This is a genomic window from Vibrio sp. 10N.286.46.A8, assembly GCF_041470165.1.
GTDB lineage: Bacteria > Pseudomonadota > Gammaproteobacteria > Enterobacterales > Vibrionaceae > Vibrio > Vibrio tasmaniensis_A.
Genome location: NZ_JBFRLX010000071.1, coordinates 86,402 through 111,535 on the forward strand (window position 1 = coordinate 86,402; position 25,134 = coordinate 111,535).

21 protein-coding genes are annotated in these 25,134 nt (G+C 45.0%); 11 read left to right on the forward strand and 10 right to left on the reverse strand.

What is annotated here, in order from left to right:
- Positions 1-133 precede the first annotated feature (133 nt).
- The 4 genes from rpoD to rpsU form a co-directional block, all read right to left on the reverse strand.
- On the reverse strand, positions 134-1,978 hold the full coding sequence (gene rpoD / locus AB4232_RS08710) for an RNA polymerase sigma factor RpoD (protein ID WP_009847799.1): 1,845 nt from the start codon (positions 1,976-1,978) through the stop codon (positions 134-136).
- 99 nt (positions 1,979-2,077) lie between these two features.
- Complete coding sequence (gene dnaG, locus AB4232_RS08715; protein ID WP_017080230.1) at positions 2,078-3,829, reverse strand: DNA primase; 1,752 nt, start codon at positions 3,827-3,829, stop codon at positions 2,078-2,080.
- 119 nt (positions 3,830-3,948) lie between these two features.
- Complete coding sequence (locus tag AB4232_RS08720) at positions 3,949-4,392, reverse strand: GatB/YqeY domain-containing protein (RefSeq protein WP_009847797.1); 444 nt, start codon at positions 4,390-4,392, stop codon at positions 3,949-3,951.
- Positions 4,393-4,417: 25 nt separating this feature from the next.
- A complete protein-coding gene (gene rpsU / locus AB4232_RS08725; RefSeq protein ID WP_004396009.1) occupies positions 4,418-4,633 on the reverse strand; it encodes a 30S ribosomal protein S21 in 216 nt (71 codons plus the stop codon).
- 258 nt (positions 4,634-4,891) lie between these two features.
- Here rpsU and tsaD point away from each other — a divergent pair, with 258 nt between their 5' ends.
- A complete protein-coding gene (gene tsaD, locus AB4232_RS08730; RefSeq protein WP_372086937.1) occupies positions 4,892-5,908 on the forward strand; it encodes a tRNA (adenosine(37)-N6)-threonylcarbamoyltransferase complex transferase subunit TsaD in 1,017 nt (338 codons plus the stop codon).
- 178 nt (positions 5,909-6,086) lie between these two features.
- Positions 6,087-6,902: an alpha/beta fold hydrolase gene (locus AB4232_RS08735; protein WP_372086938.1), complete on the forward strand. Its 816-nt coding sequence runs from the start codon at positions 6,087-6,089 to the stop codon at positions 6,900-6,902.
- Positions 6,903-6,993: 91 nt separating this feature from the next.
- Here the strand turns inward: AB4232_RS08735 and plsY are convergent, their stop codons facing one another.
- A complete protein-coding gene (gene plsY / locus AB4232_RS08740) occupies positions 6,994-7,590 on the reverse strand; it encodes a glycerol-3-phosphate 1-O-acyltransferase PlsY (protein WP_009847793.1) in 597 nt (198 codons plus the stop codon).
- A gap of 138 nt (positions 7,591-7,728) precedes the next feature.
- Here plsY and folB point away from each other — a divergent pair, with 138 nt between their 5' ends.
- The 3 genes from folB to AB4232_RS08755 are packed head-to-tail and all read left to right on the forward strand — an operon-like array spanning position 7,729 to position 9,385.
- Positions 7,729-8,088 carry a dihydroneopterin aldolase gene (gene folB / locus AB4232_RS08745; protein ID WP_372086939.1) on the forward strand — a complete coding sequence of 120 codons (360 nt, stop codon included), beginning with the start codon at positions 7,729-7,731 and terminating at the stop codon, positions 8,086-8,088.
- Complete coding sequence (folK, locus tag AB4232_RS08750; RefSeq protein ID WP_009847792.1) at positions 8,085-8,567, forward strand: 2-amino-4-hydroxy-6-hydroxymethyldihydropteridine diphosphokinase; 483 nt, start codon at positions 8,085-8,087, stop codon at positions 8,565-8,567. Before folB ends, folK begins: the two co-directional genes overlap by 4 nt.
- Before the next feature lie 14 nt (positions 8,568-8,581).
- Positions 8,582-9,385 (forward strand): undecaprenyl-diphosphate phosphatase, encoded by an 804-nt coding sequence (locus tag AB4232_RS08755; protein ID WP_372086940.1) that lies wholly within the window; start codon positions 8,582-8,584, stop codon positions 9,383-9,385.
- Positions 9,386-9,485: 100 nt separating this feature from the next.
- Here AB4232_RS08755 and AB4232_RS08760 read toward each other — a convergent pair whose 3' ends face one another.
- On the reverse strand, positions 9,486-10,802 hold the full coding sequence (locus tag AB4232_RS08760) for a multifunctional CCA addition/repair protein (protein ID WP_372086941.1): 1,317 nt from the start codon (positions 10,800-10,802) through the stop codon (positions 9,486-9,488).
- A gap of 36 nt (positions 10,803-10,838) precedes the next feature.
- Between AB4232_RS08760 and AB4232_RS08765 the strand changes: the two genes are divergently transcribed.
- Entirely contained in the window at positions 10,839-12,527 is a 1,689-nt protein-coding gene (locus AB4232_RS08765; protein WP_372086942.1) for an AAA family ATPase, read from the forward strand.
- Positions 12,527-13,459, forward strand: a complete 933-nt coding sequence (locus AB4232_RS08770; protein ID WP_372086943.1) for a general secretion pathway protein GspB — start codon at positions 12,527-12,529, stop codon at positions 13,457-13,459. The genes AB4232_RS08765 and AB4232_RS08770 overlap by 1 nt, the downstream gene beginning before the upstream one ends.
- A gap of 141 nt (positions 13,460-13,600) precedes the next feature.
- Here AB4232_RS08770 and AB4232_RS08775 read toward each other — a convergent pair whose 3' ends face one another.
- The 3 genes from AB4232_RS08775 to AB4232_RS08785 form a co-directional block, all read right to left on the reverse strand.
- Positions 13,601-14,212, reverse strand: a complete 612-nt coding sequence (locus AB4232_RS08775) for a TIGR04211 family SH3 domain-containing protein (protein ID WP_017098289.1) — start codon at positions 14,210-14,212, stop codon at positions 13,601-13,603.
- Positions 14,213-14,417: 205 nt separating this feature from the next.
- Entirely contained in the window at positions 14,418-15,680 is a 1,263-nt protein-coding gene (locus AB4232_RS08780; protein WP_012603189.1) for an inorganic phosphate transporter, read from the reverse strand.
- A 128-nt stretch (positions 15,681-15,808) separates the two neighbouring features.
- Positions 15,809-16,489, reverse strand: a complete 681-nt coding sequence (locus AB4232_RS08785) for a TIGR00153 family protein (protein WP_029223984.1) — start codon at positions 16,487-16,489, stop codon at positions 15,809-15,811.
- A 207-nt stretch (positions 16,490-16,696) separates the two neighbouring features.
- On the opposite strand from AB4232_RS08785, the gene AB4232_RS08790 reads away from it, so the two are divergent.
- A complete protein-coding gene (locus tag AB4232_RS08790; protein ID WP_102250310.1) occupies positions 16,697-18,214 on the forward strand; it encodes an inorganic triphosphatase in 1,518 nt (505 codons plus the stop codon).
- A gap of 39 nt (positions 18,215-18,253) precedes the next feature.
- Here AB4232_RS08790 and AB4232_RS08795 read toward each other — a convergent pair whose 3' ends face one another.
- Positions 18,254-19,003: a potassium channel family protein gene (locus AB4232_RS08795; protein WP_017098290.1), complete on the reverse strand. Its 750-nt coding sequence runs from the start codon at positions 19,001-19,003 to the stop codon at positions 18,254-18,256.
- Positions 19,004-19,100: 97 nt separating this feature from the next.
- Between AB4232_RS08795 and AB4232_RS08800 the strand changes: the two genes are divergently transcribed.
- The 3 genes from AB4232_RS08800 to hldE all read left to right on the forward strand — a co-directional run bounded on the left by AB4232_RS08800 (position 19,101) and on the right by hldE (position 25,056).
- Positions 19,101-20,357, forward strand: a complete 1,257-nt coding sequence (locus AB4232_RS08800) for a methyl-accepting chemotaxis protein (protein ID WP_012603193.1) — start codon at positions 19,101-19,103, stop codon at positions 20,355-20,357.
- A 253-nt stretch (positions 20,358-20,610) separates the two neighbouring features.
- On the forward strand, positions 20,611-23,460 hold the full coding sequence (gene glnE, locus AB4232_RS08805) for a bifunctional [glutamate--ammonia ligase]-adenylyl-L-tyrosine phosphorylase/[glutamate--ammonia-ligase] adenylyltransferase (protein WP_372086944.1): 2,850 nt from the start codon (positions 20,611-20,613) through the stop codon (positions 23,458-23,460).
- 165 nt (positions 23,461-23,625) lie between these two features.
- Positions 23,626-25,056 carry a bifunctional D-glycero-beta-D-manno-heptose-7-phosphate kinase/D-glycero-beta-D-manno-heptose 1-phosphate adenylyltransferase HldE gene (hldE, locus tag AB4232_RS08810; protein ID WP_065680187.1) on the forward strand — a complete coding sequence of 477 codons (1,431 nt, stop codon included), beginning with the start codon at positions 23,626-23,628 and terminating at the stop codon, positions 25,054-25,056.
- The last annotated feature ends 78 nt before the right edge of the window (positions 25,057-25,134 follow it).

The following is a 25,134-nucleotide window of genomic DNA, read 5'->3' on the forward strand; positions in this document are numbered from 1 at the left end:
TTGGTGTCTAGACACTATGAGGGGCAATTCCGCTTACATCTTAGCCACTTAAATCATATAGGCACAAAAAAGGTGAGCCAACGCTCACCTTTTTTATTTTATGCTTAAAAGCTAACCACACTAAAGTGTGTAATTACTCGTCTAGGAAGCTACGCAGAGTTTCTGAGCGGCTTGGGTGACGAAGTTTACGCAGTGCTTTTGCTTCGATCTGACGGATACGTTCACGAGTAACGTCGAACTGCTTACCCACTTCTTCTAGAGTGTGGTCAGTGTTCATGTCGATACCGAAACGCATACGCAGTACTTTCGCTTCACGAGGCGTTAGGCCTGCAAGAACGTCTTTAGTTGCGCCGCGCAGGCTTGTTGCCGTTGCAGAGTCTAAAGGCAGTTCTAGCGTTGTATCCTCGATGAAATCACCTAGGTGCGAATCTTCGTCGTCACCGATTGGTGTCTCCATTGAGATAGGCTCTTTAGCGATTTTCAGTACTTTACGGATCTTGTCTTCAGGCATTTGCATGCGCTCAGCCAACTCTTCCGGAAGTGGTTCACGACCCATCTCTTGTAGCATTTGACGAGAGATACGGTTTAGTTTGTTGATCGTTTCGATCATGTGAACCGGAATACGGATAGTACGAGCTTGGTCGGCAATCGAACGAGTGATTGCTTGACGGATCCACCACGTAGCGTAAGTAGAGAACTTGTAACCACGACGGTATTCAAACTTATCTACTGCTTTCATCAGACCGATGTTACCTTCTTGGATTAGATCCAGGAATTGTAGACCACGGTTTGTGTACTTCTTAGCAATCGAGATTACTAGACGTAAGTTCGCTTCAACCATCTCTTTCTTAGCACGACGAGCTTTCGCTTCACCGATAGACATACGACGGCTGATATCTTTAATGCTTTGAACAGTAAGAGACGTTTCACGTTCGATTATATCCAGCTTTTGGATAGAACGACGGATGTCGTGTTCGTTACGTTTGATCTTTTCAGCGTATGGTTTGTCTGAAGCAAGAACTTCGTCCAACCATGCTTCGCTAGATTCATTACCAGTAAATAGAGCAATGAAAGATTTCTTCGGCATTTTGCCGTACTCAACCGTTTGACGCATGATTAGGCGTTCTTGAGTACGTACGCGATCCATTGAAGTACGCAGTTCGTTTACTAGGTAATCGAACTGTTTTGGCGTCAGACGGAACTCTTTGAATACGTCTTGCATCATTGTCGTTGCAAGTGTTGCTTTCGGGCTTTCATGGCCGTATTCATTGATTGCTAGTTGACGGTTTTGGTAGCTAGTGCGAAGTGCTGTGAACTTCTCAAGAGCAAGCTCAGGATCAATACCTGTATCTTCCTCTTCTTCTTCCTCGTCGTCTTCTGCTTCTTCTTTGTCTTCGTCTTCTAGATCAGTTTTAGCGAGCTCTGAACCGATGTGAGTCGCCGTTGGCGCAGCTGTGCCATCGTCGTCTGGGTCAACAAAGCCATTGATTAGATCTGTTAAGCGAATCTCTTCAGCGAGTACGCGGTCAAACTGTTCCAAGATGTATGGAATAGTGCCTGGGTACTCAGCAACAGATAATTGAACGGTATTGATACCATCTTCAATACGCTTCGCAATGTCGATTTCGCCTTCACGAGTCAGTAGTTCAACTGTACCCATTTCACGCATGTACATACGAACTGGGTCAGTAGTACGGCCAATCTCGCTTTCTACGCTTGAAAGCGCAGCAGCAGCAGCTTCAGCTGCATCTTCATCTATATTGGCATCGTCATCATTAAGAGCTAGATCATCAGCGTCAGGTGCAGTTTCTACTACCTTGATACCCATGTCATTGATCATTTGAATGATGTCTTCTACCTGTTCAGAATCCACGATTTCTGCAGGTAGGTGGTCGTTTACTTCGGCGTAGGTCAGATAGCCTTGTTCCTTGCCTTTAATAACAAGTAATTTTAGCTGTGACTGCGGATTTTGATCCATAGATGATATCCAACTTCAGGTCTGGTGAAGGACGTTGCATTCTCAAATGCAAACCAATTATGTTAACAAATTTATTAAATGCTGACTAATCAAACAGGGTTACGCTTTTAGATCTAGCATTAAAGCTAGTAGCTCCCTTTTTTCTTCGGCTGATAAACCGACACTTCTTGCTTTGGCCTGCAGGTTTTCAATTTGTTTTTCAACGCATTGGGCAAGGATATTGTCCAATGAGTCTAAAAATATGTCTTCTTGATTGTCTTCGTCGAGGGGGATTTCCCAGCTCGCGAGACGAGACAGAAGTGCCTCATGTTTGTTCTCTCGCCAATGTTCTAATAATTGGCCTGTGCTGATATGGGGGTTCACTCGGCAGATATCAAGTACTTCGACGAATAAACTTAGTCCAGGCAGCTGTAAGCCTTTGACACTTGATAAATCCGGTACCATATCAGCATAGCTCGGATTTTGGATAAGCAAAGCGATAACTTCACGCATTGGAGTGCGCTTGAGCTCTTTATGCGGTTGAGGTGTCGGGTTCTTTGTGTGAACGCGAGCACGCCTCAATTGGTTATCAAATCCAGTTCGCTCATCGAGCAATTTTTCGAGCAGTTCTTGGAAGTAACTGTCAGGAATTTTACTAATCAAGGCGCTCGCGTGTGCACGCAGTGCCGATTTTCCTTCTGTTGTTCCTAAATTCAGCTTGTGTATTTCTATCAGGTTATCGAACAAATAGGTCGAAAGCGGCGTCGCATTGTGGACGAGCTGTTCGAAAGCAGCCTGACCGTGTTCTCTAATATAGCTGTCTGGGTCTTCACCGTCTGGCAAGAACAGAAACTTGAGTGTGTTACCTGTTTTTAGGTATTCAAGCGCATTTTCTAGCGCGCGCCACGCGGCCTCTTTACCTGCTCTATCACCATCGTAACAACAAACCACAGTATTGGTCTGGCGGAACAACATCTGAACGTGGTCACCGGTTGTTGAGGTGCCCAGTGATGCCACTGAGTAATCGACACCGTACTGCGCTAGTGCGACAACATCCATATAACCTTCAACCACAAGTACTTGAGGCGGTTCACGGTATGCTTGTAACACTTCATAAAGGCCGTAAAGCTCTTTACCTTTATGGAAGATCGGCGTTTCTGGCGAGTTCAGGTACTTTGGCGTGCCGTCTTCTAAAACACGACCACCAAACCCGATTACTCGGCCACGACGGTCACGAATCGGGAACATCACGCGTCCACGGAATCGATCGTATCGGTTGCCTTTATCGTTTTCTATCAACATGCCGCCAGTAACGAGCATGTCTTGGGCTTCTTTTTGTTGGCCAAAGTTCTTACGAACCAAATCCCATTCATCAGCGACGTAGCCAATGCCAAATTTCTGTACGATTTCACCAGAAAGACCGCGATTTTTTAGGTAATCAATCGCAGGTTTGTTAGCTGAGATTTTCAGCTGAGAGCGGTAAAAATTACTGATGCCGCCCATCAAATCGTAGAGGTTACGTTTTTGTTCGCTGTTGGCTCTTGGCGCCGTGGATATTTCACCGCTGCGCTGTTCTCTAGGAACATCAAGTCCTAAAAATGAGGCAAGCTCTTCAATCGCTTCAACAAAATCGAGACGTTCGAACTCCATAATGAAGTCGATAGCATTGCCGTGTACGCCACAACCAAAGCAGTGATAAAACTGTTTTTCTTGGCTTACGCTGAAAGAAGGGGTCTTTTCGTTGTGAAATGGGCAACAAGCACCATAGTTTTTGCCTTTTTTCTTAAGTTTCACGCGTGCGTCCACAATATCGACAATGTCGAGACGCGCTAGGAGATCATCGATGAAACTACGCGGGATGTGTCCTGCCATAAAACCTTAGAAAAATGCACTAACTGAGAGTGTGGATAATAATAGTTTGAATAGGTTACAGATACAAACAAGCCGTGCGTTCCGAAGGATTGCACGGCTTGTTGCAATTTGATTTGGGATTAAGCGAGTTTAGAACGAACTAAACCACTAACTTTACCCATATCTGCACGCCCTTGAATTTGTGGTTTCAAGATAGCCATTACTTTACCCATGTCTTGCATGCCCGCAGGTTGAGCTTCTGCAATTGCGCTATCAAGTAGTGCAATAACTTCTTCTTCAGTTAGCGGTTGAGGCATAAAGCCTTCAAGTACCGTAATTTCTGCTTTTTCCACGTCAGCAAGATCTTGACGATTTGCCGATTCATATTGAGCAACAGAATCGCGACGTTGCTTAACCATTTTAACTAATATAGCAATAATGTCGTCGTCGTTCAGAGTGATCCGTTCGTCAACTTCACGTTGCTTAATTGCTGAAAGAGCTAAGCGGATAGTGCCAAGGCGCGGTTTGTCCTTGGCTTTCATCGCTAATTTTTGCTCTTCTTTGAGTTGTTCAATAAGAGCCATAACTCAGTCCTTATGGATTAAGTTATTAGTACAGACGAACGCGACGTGCGTTTTCGCGAGCTAGCTTTTTAGCGTGACGCTTTTGAGCTGCTGCTTTAGCGCGTTTGCGAACTGTAGTTGGCTTTTCGTAATGCTCACGACGACGCACTTCAGAAAGGATACCTGCTTTTTCACAAGAGCGCTTGAAACGACGTAGTGCAACGTCGAACGGTTCGTTTTCACGTACTTTAACTATTGGCATATGCCTTTCACCTCAGGGGTTATTCATTATCGCTGGTTATTCAGTACCAAATCAGAGAAGTTACCCATCGAGCTAACTCTCTATTCGCGTTTGGTCATTAACCAGCTTGATCAAAAATGGTGCGGAATTTTAATCCGATCACAGTGGCTTTGTAAAGCACTTTGTCGATTATAGTCTGTACAATATTTGTTTGAAGAGCTTAGGCAGGGTAATATTGCGCTAATTTCCCATTTTAGACGAAAGCGTGCCGAGAAAATTATGCGCATTATTGGTATTGAAACCTCTTGTGATGAAACAGGAATCGCAATTTATGATGATGAGCAAGGGCTGCTTTCTCATCAGTTATACAGCCAAGTAAAGCTGCACGCCGATTACGGTGGTGTGGTACCTGAGCTAGCGTCGCGTGACCACGTAAAAAAAACTATTCCACTGATTAAAGCGGCATTGGCAGAAGCGAACCTAACGTCGAAAGACATTGATGGCGTGGCTTACACAGCTGGTCCCGGTTTGGTTGGTGCATTGCTTGTGGGTGCAACAATTGGTCGCAGTATTGCTTATGCGTGGGGCGTGCCTGCTGTGCCAGTACACCATATGGAAGGTCACCTTCTTGCGCCAATGCTAGAAGATAATCCTCCACTATTCCCATTTGTTGCTCTGCTGGTTTCTGGCGGTCATACCATGATGGTAGAAGTGAAAGGCATTGGTGAATACCGAATTCTTGGTGAATCGATTGATGATGCGGCGGGTGAAGCGTTTGATAAAACCGCGAAGCTAATGGGCTTAGATTACCCAGGTGGTCCACTGCTATCTCGACTCGCAGAAAAAGGCACGCCAGGTCGTTTTAAGTTCCCACGTCCAATGACCGATCGTCCGGGTCTAGATATGAGCTTTTCGGGCTTGAAAACGTTCGCGGCAAATACCATTCGTGCTAATGACAATGATGACCAAACTCGTGCTGACATCGCTTATGCGTTCCAAGAAGCGGTTTGTGCGACCTTGGTAATCAAGTGTAAGCGTGCGTTGGTAGAGACGGGTATGAAACGTATCGTGATTGCTGGCGGTGTGAGTGCCAACAAACAACTACGAGTTGAGCTTGAAGCATTAGCCAAGAAAATCGGTGGTGAGGTTTACTACCCACGAACTGAATTCTGTACTGATAACGGTGCGATGATTGCTTACGCGGGTATGCAACGCCTTAAAAATGGTGAAACGGCTGATTTGTCTGTTCATGCCACGCCGCGTTGGCCAATTGACCAACTAGAGCCAATTGCTTAGCTCGTAGCAATCGCTTGGCTAGTAGCAATCGTTCAACGAGAAACCGTCGATCAACAAAAGCTAAGCGCAGAATAAACCAGTGTGTTTCGATAAACGGTCGCCTTGTGCGGCCGTTTTTATATCCTAGCTTACCGACTGTATGTCGATAAATAATTGCTGATAGAGATTAGGGAAGAAAATGAACAAGTTCACAGTAGACAATCAATCGATGGCATACCTAGATGAAGGTCAAGGCCCTGTTGTTGTATTAGGCCACAGCTACCTTTGGGACAGTGCAATGTGGCAGCCGCAGATCGATGCATTAAAAACTCAGTATCGCTGTATTGTTCCAGAGCTTTGGTCTCATGGTGAATCACAAGCCGCGCCGAGCTCGATGCGCAACTTAAAAGATTACGCTCAACACATTTTGGATCTACTTGATCATTTAGAAATCGAAGAATTTTCCGTAGTAGGTTTATCAGTTGGCGGTATGTGGGGAACCGAGTTAGCGGAACTTGCACCTGCACGTATTAAATCTTTAGTTCTAATGGATACCTTTGTTGGTTTAGAACCAGAAGTTGCTCATGCTAAATACTTCAGCATGTTAGACACCATTACTCAAACCAAGATGGTTCCTCAACCGATTGTTGAAGCGGTTGTTCCATTGTTCTTTGCAAATGATGCTCAAACAAACACGCCAACTTTAGTGGAAGGCTTTACTCAGAAATTATCGGCTCTTAAGGGTGAGAACGCTGAAGAAGTGGCTCGAATCGGTCGAATGGTCTTTGGACGTCGCGATATGATTGAAGCAGTAGAGAGCTTTGCACTGCCGGTTTTGATCGCTGTAGGGCAAGAAGACAAACCACGTCCGGCACTTGAGTCATACCTAATGAACGATTGTATTACGGGCAGTGAGTTAGTGGTGATTCCTGATGCTGGTCATATTAGTTCGCTAGAGCAACCAGAGTTTGTGAACACAATGCTGAAGACGTTTTTAGATAAACATCTGCTGTAAGCTTTAGATATTGAATAGTATTGCTCGACAGAGATTTACGTTGGTTTAAACGTATCTCAATTTAAAAATGGATCGGCTTAGACATGACAGTTTAAGCCGATTTTTTTTGCCCGAGTTTTGGTTCACTGCCATCGAGTAGGCGGCGGATATTCTGATGGTGACGTAGGACGATCAAACAACACAACATGGCCACAGGCAGTGTGTATTGAGGTTTGACTAACCAAGCGTAGAAAGGTGCGAGCAACACAGTAACCAGTGCAGCTAAAGAAGAATAACGAAACAAAAATGCCACAACTAACCAGGTCGCCATGATCATGCCCGTTAGATCGAATCCAATTGGGGCGATAGCTCCGAGTGCGGTTGCGACGCCTTTACCACCTTTAAAGTGGAAGAATATTGGATACATATGACCAAGGCAGGCTGCGATCGCCACAACACCTAAAATGATGGGATCGATCTTGAGGTAGTAGCCAAGCCAAACAGGAATGGTGCCTTTAAGCATGTCACAAAGCAGGACGGCCGCAGCGGCGCCTTTGCCACCCACGCGAAGCACATTGGTGGCTCCGGGGTTATTGGACCCCACAGTTCTTGGGTCAGGAAGTCTTAAGACTCGGCATATCAAGACCGCACTAGAGATTGAACCTAGTAAATAGGCAGCAATAATCATGATGAGTGCCAATGGGGTCATGTTTTTCCTTAAACAGTTATAAGCCTAACGATGGGAAAATAATGCTCAATCTAAGAGTAATTGATATCATATCTGGAATTACGCAAATAATACGTTTTTTTCCCCGGTATGGGTATCCGACCTCTAAAAGGACAAGTCATGGCACTGGATAAAGTTTTCATTGAACAGCTAGAAGTAATTACAACGATCGGTGTTTACGATTGGGAACAAGAGATTAAACAAAAACTTGTGCTTGATATTGAAATGGCTCATGACAATCGCCCAGCAGGTAAGAGTGATGATGTTGTCGATGCTTTGGATTACTCGACAGTCAGCACTGCCGTACTTGACCACATTGCGAATGGCCAATTCCTATTGGTTGAGCGTGTGGCAGAAGAAGTCGCTGAATTGATTATGACTCAGTTCTCAGTGCCTTGGATTAAAATTCGTCTAGCGAAGCCTGGCGCAGTACCACAAGCAAAAGCCGTGGGTGTGATCATCGAAAGAGGTCAAGCATGACAATAGCCTATGTTGGTGTTGGCACGAACATAGACCGCGACAAGCATGCAAGGGTGGCATGGACAGAGCTTCAATCATTAGGGACTAACCTTAAATGCTCTAAGATCTATCACTGTGAGCCTGTGGGGTTTAAAAGCCACTCGTTTTATAACTTTGTGGTTGAGATCGATACATCACTCTCATTGACTGAATTTTCACAGCACCTCCGTGAAATTGAGTTTAAATGGGGTCGCCCTCAAGATGCCCATAAGCTTCAAGATCGAAAGCTCGATCTTGATATTGTGCTGTTTGGAGAGGTGGTTTCTGAGAGCGAGCCAGAATTACCACGCAGTGATATCTATAAATATTCTTTTGTAACACAACCACTTTATGATCTCTGTCCTGCGAGAGTGATCCCGCAAGATGGAAGAACCGTCAGTGAAATATGGCAGAATATGCAGCAATTAGACACACTCTCTGTTGTAGATATGAAACTATAATTTGAAGGCAAGTAATGAGTTATTTTGAAGCGTTTATGTTGGCGTTGGTGCAAGGCTTTACTGAGTTTTTACCTATTTCCAGCTCTGCACATTTAATCCTTCCTTCTGCTGTCTTGGGTTGGGAAGATCAAGGCTTGGCTTTTGATGTTGCTGTCCATATCGGTACTTTGGCCGCCGTTGTTATCTATTTCCGCAAAGAAGTGGTCTCTCTTTTGAGCGCATTCTTTGGTTCCGTGTTTAAAGGTGATCGCAGTAAAGAAGCTAAGCTCGCGTGGATGATCATTCTCGCGACGATTCCTGCGTGTATCTTTGGCTTGTTGATGAAAGATATTGTTGAGCTTTACTTGCGCAGTGCATGGGTGATTGCGACGACCACCATTATCTTTGGTCTGTTGCTATGGTGGGTGGATAAGAACTCAAGCCTGCGTGATGACGAATACCAAGCGGGTTGGAAAAAGGCGCTGTTTATTGGCCTTGCTCAAGCCATGGCTATCATCCCAGGTACGTCTCGTTCTGGCGCGACGATTACCGCAGCACTTTACCTTGGTTTCACACGTGAAGCGGCGGCTCGATTCTCTTTCTTGATGTCTATCCCAATCATCACTCTGGCTGGTGGTTATTTGGGCCTGAAGTTAGTGACCAGTGGTGATCCAATCCATGTTGGTACTTTGCTAACGGGAATCGTGGTTTCTTTCATCAGTGCTTATATCTGTATTCACTTCTTCTTGAAGCTTATCTCTCGTATGGGTATGACGCCGTTTGTTATCTACCGTCTGATTTTAGGTTTTGGTCTATTTGCTTTCTTGATGATGCAGTAGCGCTCGACTTACGAAGACAAATGTTTCGTCCTACAGATTGAAACGGAAAAACCCGCTTAGTTGCGGGTTTTTTAATACCGGAGAATCAGCGCTTTGGCGATTAATTATCTGCGAGTTCTAATAGGGCGCTCTCAATTGCGAACGTTCTGCGTTTTTCTTGTTCTTCTCGAATATCTTTACCTTGAAAACCATCGGCAATAATCGATTTCACTTCGACTTGAAGCGCTGCTTGGTAAGCCACTTCAAAACGTGCTTTTTGAGGGTAAGGCTGATCTTCTAATCCTTTTCGGCCTGCATGATCGGCTTGGCAGCAAAGCAGTATATCGTCGAGTCTATCTGGCTTACGCCAAACATCGAACTTGTTGAGAACCTTGAGAAAGGTGGTTGGCTTTAACTCGCCAGCACGATGGATATTAGAATGCTGCTCGCACACCAATAACGCGAGGTCTCTGAATTCATTGGGCACTCTGACTCTTTCACACAGCTTCTTAATGATTTTTAAGCCTGTTTGGCAATGCATTTTGTGGCTTGGCCACTCGCTTTCTGGCGTGACGCCTTTACCTAAATCATGTACTTGAGCTGCAAAGCGTACAGGCAATGACTGGCTTAAGAGTGCTGCTTGTTGAGCCACCATCAGAGTGTGAATGCCTGTATCGATCTCAGGGTGCCATTTTTCAGGTTGAGGTACACCAAACAGAGCGTCAATTTCAGGCAACACAACAGCCAATGCACCACACTCTTTCAATAAAGAAAGGAACACTTCAGGGTGGGGAGTGCTAAGAGATTTATGCCACTCTTGCCAAACTCGTTCGGCAGTGAGGTGTGCCAGTTCACCGGATTGCACTATCTCACTCATCATCACCATGGTTTCAGATGCAACCGTAAAGTTGAGATGATGGAGTTTGGCGGCGAAGCGAGCCACACGCAGCACACGAAGAGGATCTTCAACAAAGGCATCCGAGACGTGCCTTAGAATACGATCAGAGAGATCTTTTTGGCCATGGTAAGGATCGTAAAGTTGGCCTTTATCATCTTGAGCGATGGCGTTGATCGTTAGATCTCGACGCATGAGATCTTCTTCCAAACTCACATCTGGTGCAAAGTAACATTCGAAACCGGTATAACCCGAACCGGATTTTTTCTCAGTGCGAGCCAGTGCGTGCTCTTCTTTGGTTTTTGGATGTAAGAATACAGGGAAATCTTTCCCGACAGCAGTAAAGCCAAGGCTTTCCATCTCTTGAGGGGTACTTCCTACCACGACCCAATCTCTATCATAACTATCAATATTGAGCAGCTTATCGCGTACCGCTCCACCGACTAGATAGCGCTGTAGCCCATTGTCTTTTGGTAGGCTATCGTATATTTGCAACTTATCACCTCGAAATGTTTTATCACTGCTGGACTTTACTGCGAGCAATGGTACTTTCCATTAATCGTAATTATAGGGCAGCACATGTATAAGGAATATTTTGGCTTCGTTGAGATGCCATTTTCGATTGTACCAAATTCTCGCTATTTGTTTTTGAGTCAGCGTCACCAAGAAGCGATGCAGAACCTACAAGCCGGTTTAGGTGAGGGTGGGGGCTTTGCGATGCTTACTGGTGAGGTCGGTACAGGAAAAACAACGGTCGCCAAAGCGATGTTGTCATCACTCGATCATCAGACTCAAGCTGGCCTTATACTCAACCCTACGTTTTCCAATTCAGATTTACTTGAAGCTATCTGCGATGAGTTTGAGGTCGAATACCCTGAACAAGCGTCGTTGAAACAGCTGAGTCAGGCAATTTATCACTTCCTGCTTGATAGCCATGCTGAAGGCATTCAAACCTTATTGGTGATAGATGAGGCCCAACACCTTGCAGCTGATGTGTTGGAGCAGCTACGCCTTCTGACCAATTTAGAAACCGATAGTCGTAAGCTATTAAAGGTGCTGTTGGTTGGCCAACCTGAATTACAGCAACACTTACAAACCACACAGCTACGTCAACTCGCGCAGCGGATTACAGGTCGCTATCACTTACTACCTCTTAATATCGAAGAAACGCGTAAGTACATCGCGTTTCGTTTGGAAACGGCTGGTGGTGAGCAGATGTTGTTTTCGAATCGTTCAATCAAGCTTATCTCCCAATATACCCATGGTATTCCGAGGCTCATTAACTTGGTGTGTGATAAAGCGCTGCAATTGGCTTTCCATGATGGTGATAAATCACCGAGTAATGAAACGGTTAACCGAGCTTGTCAGCAGGTCATGTCCTTTCAGGCCGATGTGTATCACGTCGAGAAAACTCGTGCTACTCATGTAGTTCCAAAATTAATCCAATACGCGGGGATTGCCACATTAAGTGTCGGCCTTGTAATCGCGACCTTTAACTTCGCCCCAACCTATATTAGTTCATGGATGCCTGCGGATACTTCCAGTGAAGTGAAAACGGAAGTAGCGGCGAATACTCAACGCTCATTTGTGGCTGAAGCACCGATATTGGATGATAAATCTATATCGGTTCAAGATCTCAAGGCTTCGAAGTTTGCACTACCACAAGATGTTCAGAATCACTTAAGGCAAGGGAATAATCAAACGCTTGCAATTAGGGACCTATACACGCTTTGGGGGTATGAATCTTCGCTTCGTGATTGGCTATGTTTGAGTGAACAACAAAGTGTATTTGTATGTGAGCAACATCAAGCCAATTTAGAATATTTGATTGAACTTGGAGTTCCCGTGGTTCTTAATCTGGAATTAGGTCAAGAACCTGTGTTTGCTGTACTTTATGGCGCGTCTGAGGAGTCTGTTGAGCTCCTAGTCAACGAAAAGCTATTGGTGATGCCTAAGCGCACCTTAAAGCAAATTTGGCAAGGTGATTATGTCGCGATTTGGAAACAGCCGCTAAGAGAGACCCTGAAAGAGGGCTATCAAGGTGAGGCGGTTGCTTTACTTGATCTATTGCTTTCAGAAGTCTTGGGTGAAGACGTATCGGGCAGTGATGTATTTGACTATGAATTGAAAATGAAAATCGAAGCGTTTCAAACTTGGCAGGGTATGTCTGTTGATGGCATCGCAGGTAAGCGCACCTTAGCAAGGTTGCAGAGATTAGCTCAACTCGACTCGCCTAAGTTGATGTCATTAGAAGGAGGCGAAAGCTAATGTCACGTATTATGCACGAGCTTAAACAGTCTTCTAATAATAAACCTAGCTTTAAAGGTTACCAAAACCATCACGTGCCTAGTTCTGCTAAAGGGATTAGCAACAAACGAGGTTTATCGTTAACAATGGGACTGGTCCTTGTCTTGGTGCCTTCTTTATTGGTGGGCGGCGTTCTGGCTTACCAGTCGTATAATCAACAGCAGCAAGGCTCGGCTAGCCCCGTAGCTCTGCCTGAATCAAAGCTTCAATCAGACCTTGAGCCTCACATTGCCGGTGCTGGCATTGCCAGTGTGGATGTAGTGTCAGTGGATGCAGACGATGAAGCATTATTCTCTGTTCGCTCGGCACCGGTAAGCCAGCTTTTGAAAGCACTACCGCGTCAAGAGATACATGCAAAGATGGGCACCGACATCGGTAATATCGCTAGTGACTCAAAAGCGATATTGGCAAATGTAGATACTAGTAATCAAGCAGCAACGAATTTAGAGCCATTATCTATTGAACCGTCAGTTCAACCTGGAACGAATAATGATAATGTCACGCTGCAATCGGACCGTGATTTACTAAAAGGGTTAGACCTCACCGAGTTGCCACCCGATTTAGCGTTGAAGCTTGAATCAATGATGGGAGAGCAGTCGGTTTCACCTGAACCGATGGATTCTAGACCTGTGGGGAATATGGATTCTCAGGTCATCGGTTTAGAAACACATGGCAATAGATTGTCTGGTGTATTACCTAAGTTAGACTTACAAACTCACATGTACTCGAGTAGCGAAACTAAGCGTTGGGTAAAAGTGAATGGACATGAAGTTGCTCAAGGGGAATGGATCGAGCGGGGTATTCAGTTGCTTGAGATTAAACCACAATCGGTAATCATTGAATTCAATCAGCAGAAAATAGAAATCCCAGCTTTGTATGAGTGGGAAGGTTAGTACTATCGATATTACTTACTGTGATTGATGTTAGCGCAGTGATAGGTATTAGCGCTGTGACTTGAATGATAAATCCAGACAAATAAAAAGGAGCACTTCGGTGCTCCTTTTTGATATTCGATACTGTACCAAAGGCGAGGCTTACGCCCAGCCGTTTGGTGACTTTCTACGACGAGGCATGATGTGTGGCAGAACAAGGCCAAGAAGTAGACCAATACCAGCAACACCACCACCGTACATGAAGTACTTCAATAGTAAGTCATCTTTTTGAGTATCTAGCTTAGCGCGTAGTTGACGGTTCTCAGTTTGAGAGCTCGTTAGCTGTTGGCTAATCTCGCTGTAGTTTTGCTCTAGTTCAGCAATCTGCTTGTTACGAGAGTCTAGAGAGCTTGCGAGACCTGCTTTTTCGCTATCAGCACTTTGGCGAGCATTTGCCAGTTTGCCTTTTACTTCAGAGAGCTCTTTCTCTAGCTTAGGCATGCGCAGCGCCATACTTTCTTTTGTGCTTACGAACTTACTCTCAACCCAACCTTTGCGTCCTCGGCTATCTTGAACCTGAGTGTAACCCGTGCTTTTGTTAGTTTGCAGGTAGGTGATTTTCTCACCGGCATCAATACTACCGATGATACGGAAAGTATTGTTTGGGCCAGAGTGCATATAAGTAAATAGTTTGTCAGCAATATAACGGTCTTGAGCAAAGGCAGCTGGAGCCGCAAGCATTGCGAACAAAACTAAGCTAATCAGTTTTTTCACAGTAAATCCTTTAACGATTCAAATTGGGTAGGCGTATGAGTCAGCCTCAATGAGCAAATAATATTTAGTTTTTTTATATGGTGCAACAAAGAAGGGAGGCAAAGCCTCCCTTTCTGTGCGTTTGAGTCAATAATGACATGGTATTTACATATCTTTACTGAAGCTCACCGTTTTCTGACGCTAATATTGACTAGCGTCAGGGCTATTACATAGTAAACATAGCCTGAATTGCGTAGAAGAATACAACAGCAAGTAGAGCACCTGCAGGTAACGTCACAATCCAAGAAGCTACGATGTTACGCACAACGCCTAAGTTTAGAGCTGCGATACCACGAGCAAAGCCTACACCTAATACCGCACCAACCAATGTTTGCGTGGTTGAAATCGGAAGGCCAGTACCAGAAGCAAGTACAACCGTGCACGCGGTCGCTAGTTGAGCTGCAAAGCCACGGCTAGGAGTTAGTTCTGTAATACCAGTACCAACGGTTGCCATTACCTTATGACCCATTGTTGCAAGGCCAACAACGATACCAATACCACCTAGTGGAAGAATCCACCATGCGATAGTGCTCTTGCCTGAGATTTCGCCCATGTGCTCAACCGTTGAAACAACCGCTGATAGTGGACCAATCGCGTTGGCAACATCGTTTGAACCGTGTGCGAATGCCATTGCACAAGCAGTGATAACCATTAGTACGCTGAAGATACCTTCTACGCCAGTAAAACCGTGGTCTTCTTCGCGGTTAGCAAACTTCTTCTGAATGTATAAGTAACCGCCAATCATGACGACAGCAGAAACACCTGCAGCCCATAACCAGGCTTCAGTACCGGTTAGATGAAGGCCTACGTGCTTAAGACCTTTCTTGATCGTTACAAGTGCAATGACCATTGTAGTAATGAACATGTATACCGGTACAAAACGCTTCGCATTGAATAGCGGGTTTTCTGTATCGAATATCAGTCGCTGGGCACTGACAAATATGAGATAGGCGAAGATACCGGAAATCAATGGTGTGACAATCCAACTTCCCACAATGCCTTGAACACTGTTCCAATCTACAGCTTCAGTACCCACAGACACACAAGCAAAACCGATGATTGCACCGATGATGGAGTGAGTCGTTGATACTGGCCAGCCCATGTATGAAGCTAGAAGTAGCCATGTACCAGCAGCTAGTAGTGCAGACATCATACCGTACACAAGTACGTCAGGTTGATCTGCAAACAGAGATGTTTCGATAACACCTTTACGGATCGTGTCTGTTACTTCGCCGCCCGCAAGGTAAGCACCTGCGAATTCAAAGATCATTGCGATAATGATCGCTTGTTTAACGGTTAGAGCTTTAGAGCCTACTGAAGTGCCCATTGCGTTCGCAACGTCATTTGCACCAATACCAATAGCCATCAAGAAACCGAAAGCTGCTGCAACAATAATCAGGACAGTGCCGTAGTTAGCAAGGATATCCATCGTAATACCTAGTTGTTTGATAACAAGCGGAACAAATTTAGACGCAAAAAACCGCTCAGCGAGAGAAATACTCAGCGCATAAGTGGTTTGTTCAAAAAATGCTCTTCGTTATATAGTTAACGTATGATTTAAGATCGAGAAAGCATTACTTCAAGACGAGCGCCTACACGCTGTGCTTGATCTGCAATACCACCAACCCATTCAAGAATTTTGTATAAGAACATGATATCAACTGGATTCAGACCGTCTTCAATCGCCATTAGTTGTTGGCGTAGTTCGATCTGCATCGCGTCCGTGTCATCTTCAATTACATCTAATTGATGAATCATTTCAGCAACGAGTGTTACTTCACGGCCTTTAAAGCCCGTTTCAAGTAATTCGTCCAATTCATTGATTACGTTTTGTGCTTGGTTCGCTGCATCTAGACAACGTTTAACGTAAGCGATGAAGTTTTCTTGCATAGGAGCAGGAATGACAAGTTGACGACCATATACACGGCCAGCAATGTCTTTCGCTAGGTTTGCGAGTTTGTCTTGTTGAGTTAATAGCTCCAACATATCGGTGCGATCAACTGGCATAAACAAACCGCGAGGAAGTTTAAGGCGAATTTCACGTTTTAGTACGTCAGCTTCTTTCTCAAGGTGAGAAATCTGAGCTCGAATTTCTGATGCTTTCTCCCAGTCACCTTTTGAAGAAACTTCAAAGAAATTAACTAGGTGAGAACAACATTCGTTCACGCATACTACGTGACGCTGCAAAGGTTTAATTGGGGACTTTGCAAATAACCCCATAATTGTATTTACTGGCATGGTCATCCAACCTAATAAATAATAACCTTAAAACAACATACACCATATTCATGGTGAAATGTTAAGCGATGGCTACAAAGTCGCGCATGTTAACCTAATCAATGTCTCATTAAAACTGTTTTAGATCATCATAAGGGCGATATTTCTGACTTGCTGAGTTTTCAAATTGGCAATATCCTGTCCCTATCTTCACAGAAAGGTATAACTATGGAAACCGAGATAGAACTGAAGTTTTTTGTTTCTCCTGATTTTTCAGAGACTTTACGCAATAAAATTGCTGAAACTAAAGTACTTCAGCACAGTTGTCGTGAGCTAGGTAACATCTACTTTGACACCCCCGATAACTGGTTACGTAAGCACGATACTGGCTTGCGCATTCGACGCTTTGATGACGTATTTGTACAAACCGTAAAGACGGCTGGTCGTGTGGTTGCAGGCCTGCATCAAAGGCCTGAATACAATGCAGAACATGACAGCAATGAACCTAAGCTAGCCCTACATCCAGAGGACATCTGGCCAGCGGGTAAAGACATCGAAACGCTGCAAGCTGAGCTGACTCCTCTATTTTCTACCAACTTCACACGTGAGCAGTGGTTGATTGGTATGCCTGATGGCAGTCAAGTCGAGGTCGCATTCGATCAAGGTTTTGTTGAATCAGGCGAACTGCAAGAACCGATTTGTGAAGTCGAATTGGAACTTAAGTCCGGTCAAACAGATGCTCTGTTTACACTGTCTCGTCAATTCTGTGAACAAGGTGGCATGCGTTTAGGTAATCTAAGCAAAGCCGCTAAGGGTTACCGACTTGCTCAAGGTTATCAAGGAGATGAAGTGACTCCTTTGACCTTAGTTGATACTGATAAAAGTGATACCGTTGAATCGTGTTTCATTCAATCTTTAGAGCATGCTCTCGCTCATTGGCACTATCATGAGCAGATCTTCACCGAGCGCCAATCAATTGAAGCGTTACATGAGATCAGTCACTCGCTGAGTTTCATTCGTCAAACCTTCACCATCTATGGTGGCATTGTCCCAAGACGCGCGAGTGCTATTTTACGCCAAGAGCTTAAGTGGCTTGAGCAAGAACTCAACTGGCTAAAAAGCTATGACCACTTCGAAGATTTGCTCGAAGATAAAGGCCACGTACTGCGTAAATTGGATGCGCGTAAGTTTTTGGTCGCTGAACTTAAAGAGATGCAAGAGCAACTTCCCGATCGCGAAGAACTGCTTACCCTGTTGAGCTCTGCTCGTTACACTGGTTTGTTGCTAGATCTGAGTCGCTGGATCTTGTCTCGTGGCTGGCAACCATTCTTAGACGAAAAAGCACGTGAACAAATGGCACGTGGTATCGAATGGTTTTCGGTTAAGCAACTCGATCGCACATGGGCCGACTTGATGGAAGCTTTCCCGCCAGAGCGAGTGATGACTAGCCAAGCGTATATTGAACAGCAATATCGTTTGATGAGAAACCTATATTCTGGTGTTGGTTTCGCGAGTTTGTATGATGACGATGAACGAAACAGTTTCCGCTTGCCATGGGCCGATATGGTGCAAGGTATTGACGATTTGCTGGCACTTAAAACATTAGAGCCTTTGACTGAGAAGTTAGAAGGCGATGAGAAGGTTCAGCTAGAGCGTTGGTTAGCTCGTCAAGAGGTGTCTATTCTGCATGCGATGGAACAGACACGCCAAATAAGTGTAGAAGTTGAGCCGTATTGGCAAGACTGAGTTTCATAACAACATGAAATTGAAAATAGGGCTTCGGCCCTATTTTTTTGTTTGTTGTTCCAGCTTTTCTAGTCGTTCGAGAATTTTCTGTTGTTGCTCAATGATCTTCTCAAGGTGCTTCTCTTTGTTTTCAGCTCGTTGATTGTCATGGCGAGTTGGAGAGGTGATCAAAGAAGTAATCAAGCCTGAAATCATACCAAAAACACCCACACCACAAATGATCACCAGAGAAGCGACTAACTTGCCTGAGCTCGTCACTGGATAATGATCGCCATACCCCACGGTACTAATCGTTACGAAAGCCCACCATAAAGCATCTTGGCCAGTGGTAATGTTGGCATTGGGATCCTTGTGCTCTAGCAGCAGTATTGTTCCTGCACCTATGGTCAGGAGAATAACCAATAGCAAAATAATTGAGGCGAGTGTCGTTTCTTTTCGATTGCGAAACAGCTCTCTGAAAACACGTTTTCCCGATCGAAGAACGAGAATGACACGCAAGATCTGAAAAATGCGAGCGAATCGAAGTGGCTCGACCATAGGGATGCTTGCCAAGAAATCGATCCAGTGTACTTTTAGATATTCTTTCTTATTTTGTGATCTGAATAGATCAATCGTGAGCTGAAAAAGAAAAACGCTACAGATTATAAAGTCCAGGCCGATAAGAACTTGTTTCGATTCTTTATCAATCGGTGCAAACAATAAGCCTGAGATCACAAATAACGCTAAGAAAGAGAGAATCAGTGATAATAAGCTCATCGGCTTAGTGGTGTCTTTGATACTATTTAACATTCATACGAGGCTCAAAATAAATCGCGAACTTTGACTGACATAGCCATCTCGCGGATATAGAAGCCATCAATATATAAGAGTTAATGGAGAACTGACAATGACTAAACTGTCATTCAAGCCGTGGGAAAGGATTATCTCGGACATCCGTCTCGTTCCAAAAATGATCATGCTGATGGTTTTCAGCACTATCTTGATTATTTCGAAGCAGCTATGGGACGCAAGTGCGTTTTACGATTCATTACTTGCAGTCACCAACAATGCACAAGTTGCACAGCAGCATTACGAGACTTACCTAGTTCAAGTGGCTTGGCAAACAGCCTTGATGATCATTGTGTTTGTGGTTCTTCTATTGGCGGCAGCGCGCGTTATGCTTCGCCAAACTCAATACCTCAATGACGCCATTAAAACCATGGCCGATAAGAACCTATCAGTGCCAATTCATATGGATTGTAAAGATGAATACGGTGATGTGGCACGAGAACTCGAAAAAACTCGAGTCCAGTTGAATGACATGATCAAAACTCAGGTGGCCTCTTCTGATGAGTTGTTTGCCCTGACGGAAGTGATGACCATCAGCATGTCAGAAACCAAAGATTCAGCTCAGGAAGAATTTAACGAAATCGACCAACTAGCGACAGCAATGAGCGAGATGACGTCTACCGTACAAACCGTGGCTGAACACGCGCAAAGTGCTTCTTCTCTTACTGAACAAGCATCAGGTCAAGCATTGACGGGTCAGAAGTTCGTTCAAGGTTCTGTTTCTAAGATGAGTGAGCTTTCTTCGGACATCGCAGCCTCTGCAGCAGCGGTAAACCAAGTAGAAGAGCGCGTAGACTCGATTGGCAGTGTGGTTGGTACTATCCAAGGCATTTCAGAGCAAACGAACCTATTGGCTTTGAACGCAGCGATTGAAGCCGCGCGTGCCGGTGAAGCGGGACGTGGTTTTGCGGTTGTTGCCGATGAGGTTCGTAACCTTGCGCAACGTACTCAGCAAGCGACAGTAGAAATTCAAGATATGATCAGCCATCTACAAAGCAGTGCTAACTCGGCAGTAGAGCTGATGGAAAAGAGTGTTGTTGAAGCCGCTGAAGGCGTAGACCTAGTGACTAACGCTGGTTCTGAGCTTGATGGCATCGTAAGTCAGGTAAACCAGATTAATGATATGAACTTCCAGATCGCGACTGCTGCGGGCCAACAAACTAGTGTCGCGGAAGAGATGAGTGTCAACCTGACCAATGTTCGTGAGCTTGTTGAAGCCTCCGTGGTGGTGGTGGGTGAGCTTCTCGAGACTTCTGAGATCATGGAAAGCAACGCGCAAGAGCTAGACGGTAAGATTAAGCAGTTTAAGGTTTAATCCCCAGTTCTCGGTCTGAGTTCTAGTTCTTAAGATCTAAAGGTCTATTTCTAGAGGTTTGGCCACGGAGACTTGTTATTAGAGATAAAGGCTTTACTTGATAAGTTCACTGATAAAACGCCCACATTGCTAATGTGGGCGTTTTTTATTGGCAGAACTTTGGTATAACTAATCATTAGTTTTTAGAACTCGTTATTGAAGAACCGAACCGACAAACCAATTGTTCGGTGCGCAGCTTACACAAGGAAGAAACATGCCATTGCCTTCTCTACTCGTCACTCATTCCCAGTCTGCTTTTGAGCAATTATTAGAGCATCAAAGTGACGCCATTAACACTTGGCCTGAGTCATTGATTGCCGAGCTCAAGCGTGTATTAGGCTTGAGCTGTTTTGTTGGTGATTGTTTACAGCGTGACTCGATTTTATCCAGCACCTTGCCAGAAATGCTGAGATGTGAAGAGCGCGCGGAAGGGTATCGTAAGCGTTTGGCCGAGTTACTTTCTGGTTGTGTTGATGAAATGAGCGGTCAACGTGTACTGCGTCAATTCCGTAATCGAGAGATGACCTACATTGCTTGGCGTGACTTTATGGGCTCTTGGGCTCTAGAGCAGAGCTTAAATCATTTGTCGATGCTAGCAGAGGCGATGATCTTCGAGACCTATCAATGGCAGTACGATATTTGTTGTAAAGAGTGGGGCACACCTTGTAACGAGCAAGGTGAAGCGCAGCCTATGTTGATCATAGGTATGGGCAAGTTAGGTGGCGGTGAGCTGAATTTCTCTTCCGATATCGATCTAATTTTTACTTACCCTGAGAATGGTGAAACCCAAGGAGCAAGAAGAAGTATCGCCAACGCGCAGTTCTTCACGCGTTTGGGGCAACGTATTATCAAGGCGCTTGATCAGCAAACCTTTGATGGGTTCTGTTATCGAGTCGACATGCGCTTGCGTCCATTCGGGGAGAGCGGCCCTTTGGTCATGAGCTATGCTGCTCTTGAAGACTATTACCAAGAACAAGGCCGTGACTGGGAACGCTACGCAATGGTTAAGGCGCGTGTGATGGGCAGCGAAATGTACCCTGAATACCAAGAGCTCCGCCAGATGCTGCGTCCGTTTGTTTTTCGTCGTTATATTGATTTCAGTGCCATTCAATCTTTGCGTCGAATGAAGTCGATGATCAGTAGCGAAGTGCGACGTCGTGGCTTATCAAACAACATTAAGCTTGGCTCTGGTGGTATTCGTGAAGTCGAGTTTATTGCTCAAGTCTTTCAACTGATTCGTGGTGGACGTGAACCGAGCCTTCGTGGTCGAGGTTTGTTGGAGACGTTAAGTGCGATTGAATCTCTTCATTTATTAGAAGCAGAAGAGGTCGGTCACTTACGTGAGGCATACCTGTTTTTACGCCGCCTTGAGAACCTATTACAAGCGATAGCCGACAAGCAAACTCAAACCCTACCTGATGGCGATTTCGAACAGTTGCAACTTGCTGTCGCCATGCAGTTTGCAGATTGGGATGGTTTGATTGATGCGACCCGTGTTCATATGGCGAATGTCCACACCGTATTCGAAGACCTAATTGGGGTTGATGAAGATGATGCTAACCCAATCGCGAGTCACTTTAGTGAGTTGTGGGATATGGCTCATAAGCAAGATGTGATTGAGCAGGTTCTAGAGCATGACATCGCGATTGCTAACCCGCAGCAAGCGGCGAAAACCATTATCCAATTCAAAGCTGATTTGGCTAAGAAAACCCTTGGCCCTCGTGGACGTGAAGTACTCAATCGATTAATGCCCAAAGTGTTTCAAGCGCTCTACACCGCCAAGGATGCTGAATTTGGTTTGTCTCGAGTACTGCACCTGCTGCAAAAAATTGTTACGCGCACCACGTATCTTGAGCTATTGGATGAGCACCCCGCTGCCCTCACTCAACTCGTTCGCTTATGTACAGCGAGCCCGATGATTTCGGAGCAGCTTGGTCGTTATCCTATTCTTTTAGATGAACTTATCGACCCTCAACAACTCTATAATCCAGTGCCATTAGAGTCCTACAAAACAGAGTTACGTGATTATCTTGCTCGTATTCCTGAAGATGATATGGAGCAGCAGATGGAAGGTCTGCGTCAGTTTAAGCAGACTTGTATTCTGAGAATTGCTGCCGCGGATATTGCGGGCGCTTTGCCTGTTATGAAGGTAAGCGACCATCTAACCTATTTAGCAGAAGCGATTGTTGAGGCGGGTATTAATCAAGCATGGCTGCAAGTGTCGGCTAAGTTCGGTGAGCCCACTCATGTGAAAGATCGAGAAGGGCGCGGTTTTGCCGTGGTTGGTTACGGCAAAGTCGGCGGTTGGGAGCTTGGTTATAACTCCGATCTTGATATTGTGTTCATGCACGATTGCCCAGTACACATCTATACTGATGGTAAGAAAGAGATTGATGGACGCCAGTTTTATCTAAGGTTGGCACAGCGCATTATTCATATTTTCTCGACCAGAACTGCTTCTGGTATTTTGTACGAGGTCGACACTCGCTTGCGCCCTTCAGGTGTCTCTGGTCTATTAGTGAGTCCAACCGATGCCTTTGATGAGTATCAGCATAATGACGCGTGGACTTGGGAACACCAAGCTTTGACTCGTGCTCGTATGATTTATGGCGATGACTTATTGGCTTCGGCATTTAACAAGACTCGCCATGAGATTTTGTGTTTGACTCGAGATGAAGCTGTACTTAAAAAATCCGTTGTCGATATGCGTGAAAAAATGCGCGGGCACCTCGGAGGAAAAAAAGCCGATCGATTCATGCTAAAACAAGATGCGGGCGGTATTACTGATATTGAGTTCTTGGCGCAATATTTAGTACTTCGATACAGTAATGAAAAACCTAAGTTGACTCGTTGGTGTGACAATGTACGAATCTTTGAAAGTCTGTTGTCACAAGGGATCATGGACGAACAGCAAGGCATGGCATTAACTAGTGCCTATACAGCATTAAGAGATGAAATCCATCACCGCAACCTACTCAACCTTGATGCGGACGTGGCGATTGATAAATTTAAAATGGAAAGGGAACATGTTGTTCAGGCATGGAAGCAATGGATGGAAGCGTAACGGAACTATTTCTTAACGGTTACGTCATTATCATTTAGTGATCGCTTATCGACTTCTTAGCTACTAGAGTATCTATCGAGTTAGGCTTTCACTCATTTTTCTATGGTTTAGCCACTGTAATCAGTGTGCTAGACTCTAGCCAGATTCGATTTTTGGAGATCCACAATGAAACCAATTCTACCTGACTACAGCCAATCAGGCGTTCTTGTTGTCGGTGATGTAATGCTTGACCGTTACTGGTATGGCCCTACTGGCCGTATTTCACCAGAAGCACCTGTACCCGTTGTTAAAGTAGAAAATAACGAAGAGCGCCCTGGTGGTGCTGCCAACGTAGCAATGAATATTGCCTCGCTTGGTGGTCATGCTCATATCGTTGGTTTAACTGGAAAAGATGAGCCTGCTGAGGTGTTGAAAAATACCTTGGGTGCATTAAAGGTTAAGTGTGATTTTGTTGAGTTAGAAGATTACCCGACCATCACAAAGTTGCGTGTCATGAGCCGTGGACAGCAGTTAATCCGTCTTGATTTTGAAGACAAATTTGAGAACACGGATCCTGAACTTGTTTTATCTCGCATGGAGCAAGCTCTTCCTAATGTACGCTCGGTAATCTTATCTGATTATGCGAAAGGTGCTTTGGAGCATGTGCAGAGCTTTATTCAAAAAGCGCGCGCAGCGAACGTTCCGGTGTTTATTGATCCTAAAGGTGCAGATTTTGAACGCTACCGTGGGGCGACATTACTTACGCCAAACATGGCGGAGTTTGAGCTGGTTGCCGGTAAGGTTAAGTCTGAAGATGAAATGATCGAAAAAGGGCTAGCGTTAATCGAAGAGTTTGATTTTGAAGCCTTGCTAGTGACTCGCAGTGAGCATGGCATGACATTGCTCCGCAAAGGCGTAGAACCATTCCACTTACCGACCCAAGCGAAAGAAGTGTATGACGTTACTGGTGCTGGTGATACGGTTATTTCAGTATTAGCAGCTTCAGTTGCTGCAGGTAAGCCACTTGATGAGGCGTGTGCATTAGCAAATGCTGCAGCTGGCGTGGTAGTCGGCAAGCTAGGTACATCGACGTTGTCTACGATTGAGTTAGCGGAAGCGATTCATGGTAGCCAAGATACTGACTACGGTGTGATCTCTGAAGCTGCCCTAGTTGAAGCGGTGAAACGTGCTCGTGCGAAAGGCGAGAAAGTCGTTATGACTAATGGCTGCTTTGATATCCTGCATGCGGGACATGTCTCTTACATGAACCATGCTGCTGAGTTAGGTGATCGTTTGATCGTTGCTGTGAATACGGATGAATCAGTGAAACGCTTAAAAGGTCCAGGTCGTCCTGTGAACCCAACTGATCGTCGTATGGCGGTACTGGCTGGTTTAGGTGCGGTTGATTGGGTTGTTCCGTTTTCTGAAGATACACCGCAACGTTTGATCTCTGAAGTTCTTCCAAGCATTCTTGTGAAAGGTGGTGATTACAAACCTGAAGAGATTGCTGGTGGTGCGGAAGTGATTGCGGCTGGCGGTGAAGTTAAAGTACTTAACTTTGAAGATGGTTGCTCTACGACTGAAATCATTAAAGCGATTAAAGGTGGTCGAGGCTAACTCTTAGTCTTCTAGCTTTCTCGTCTCAAGGCTTAACCTTTGGGTTAGGCTGAGAATTAGCTTTCAATAGATAATAAA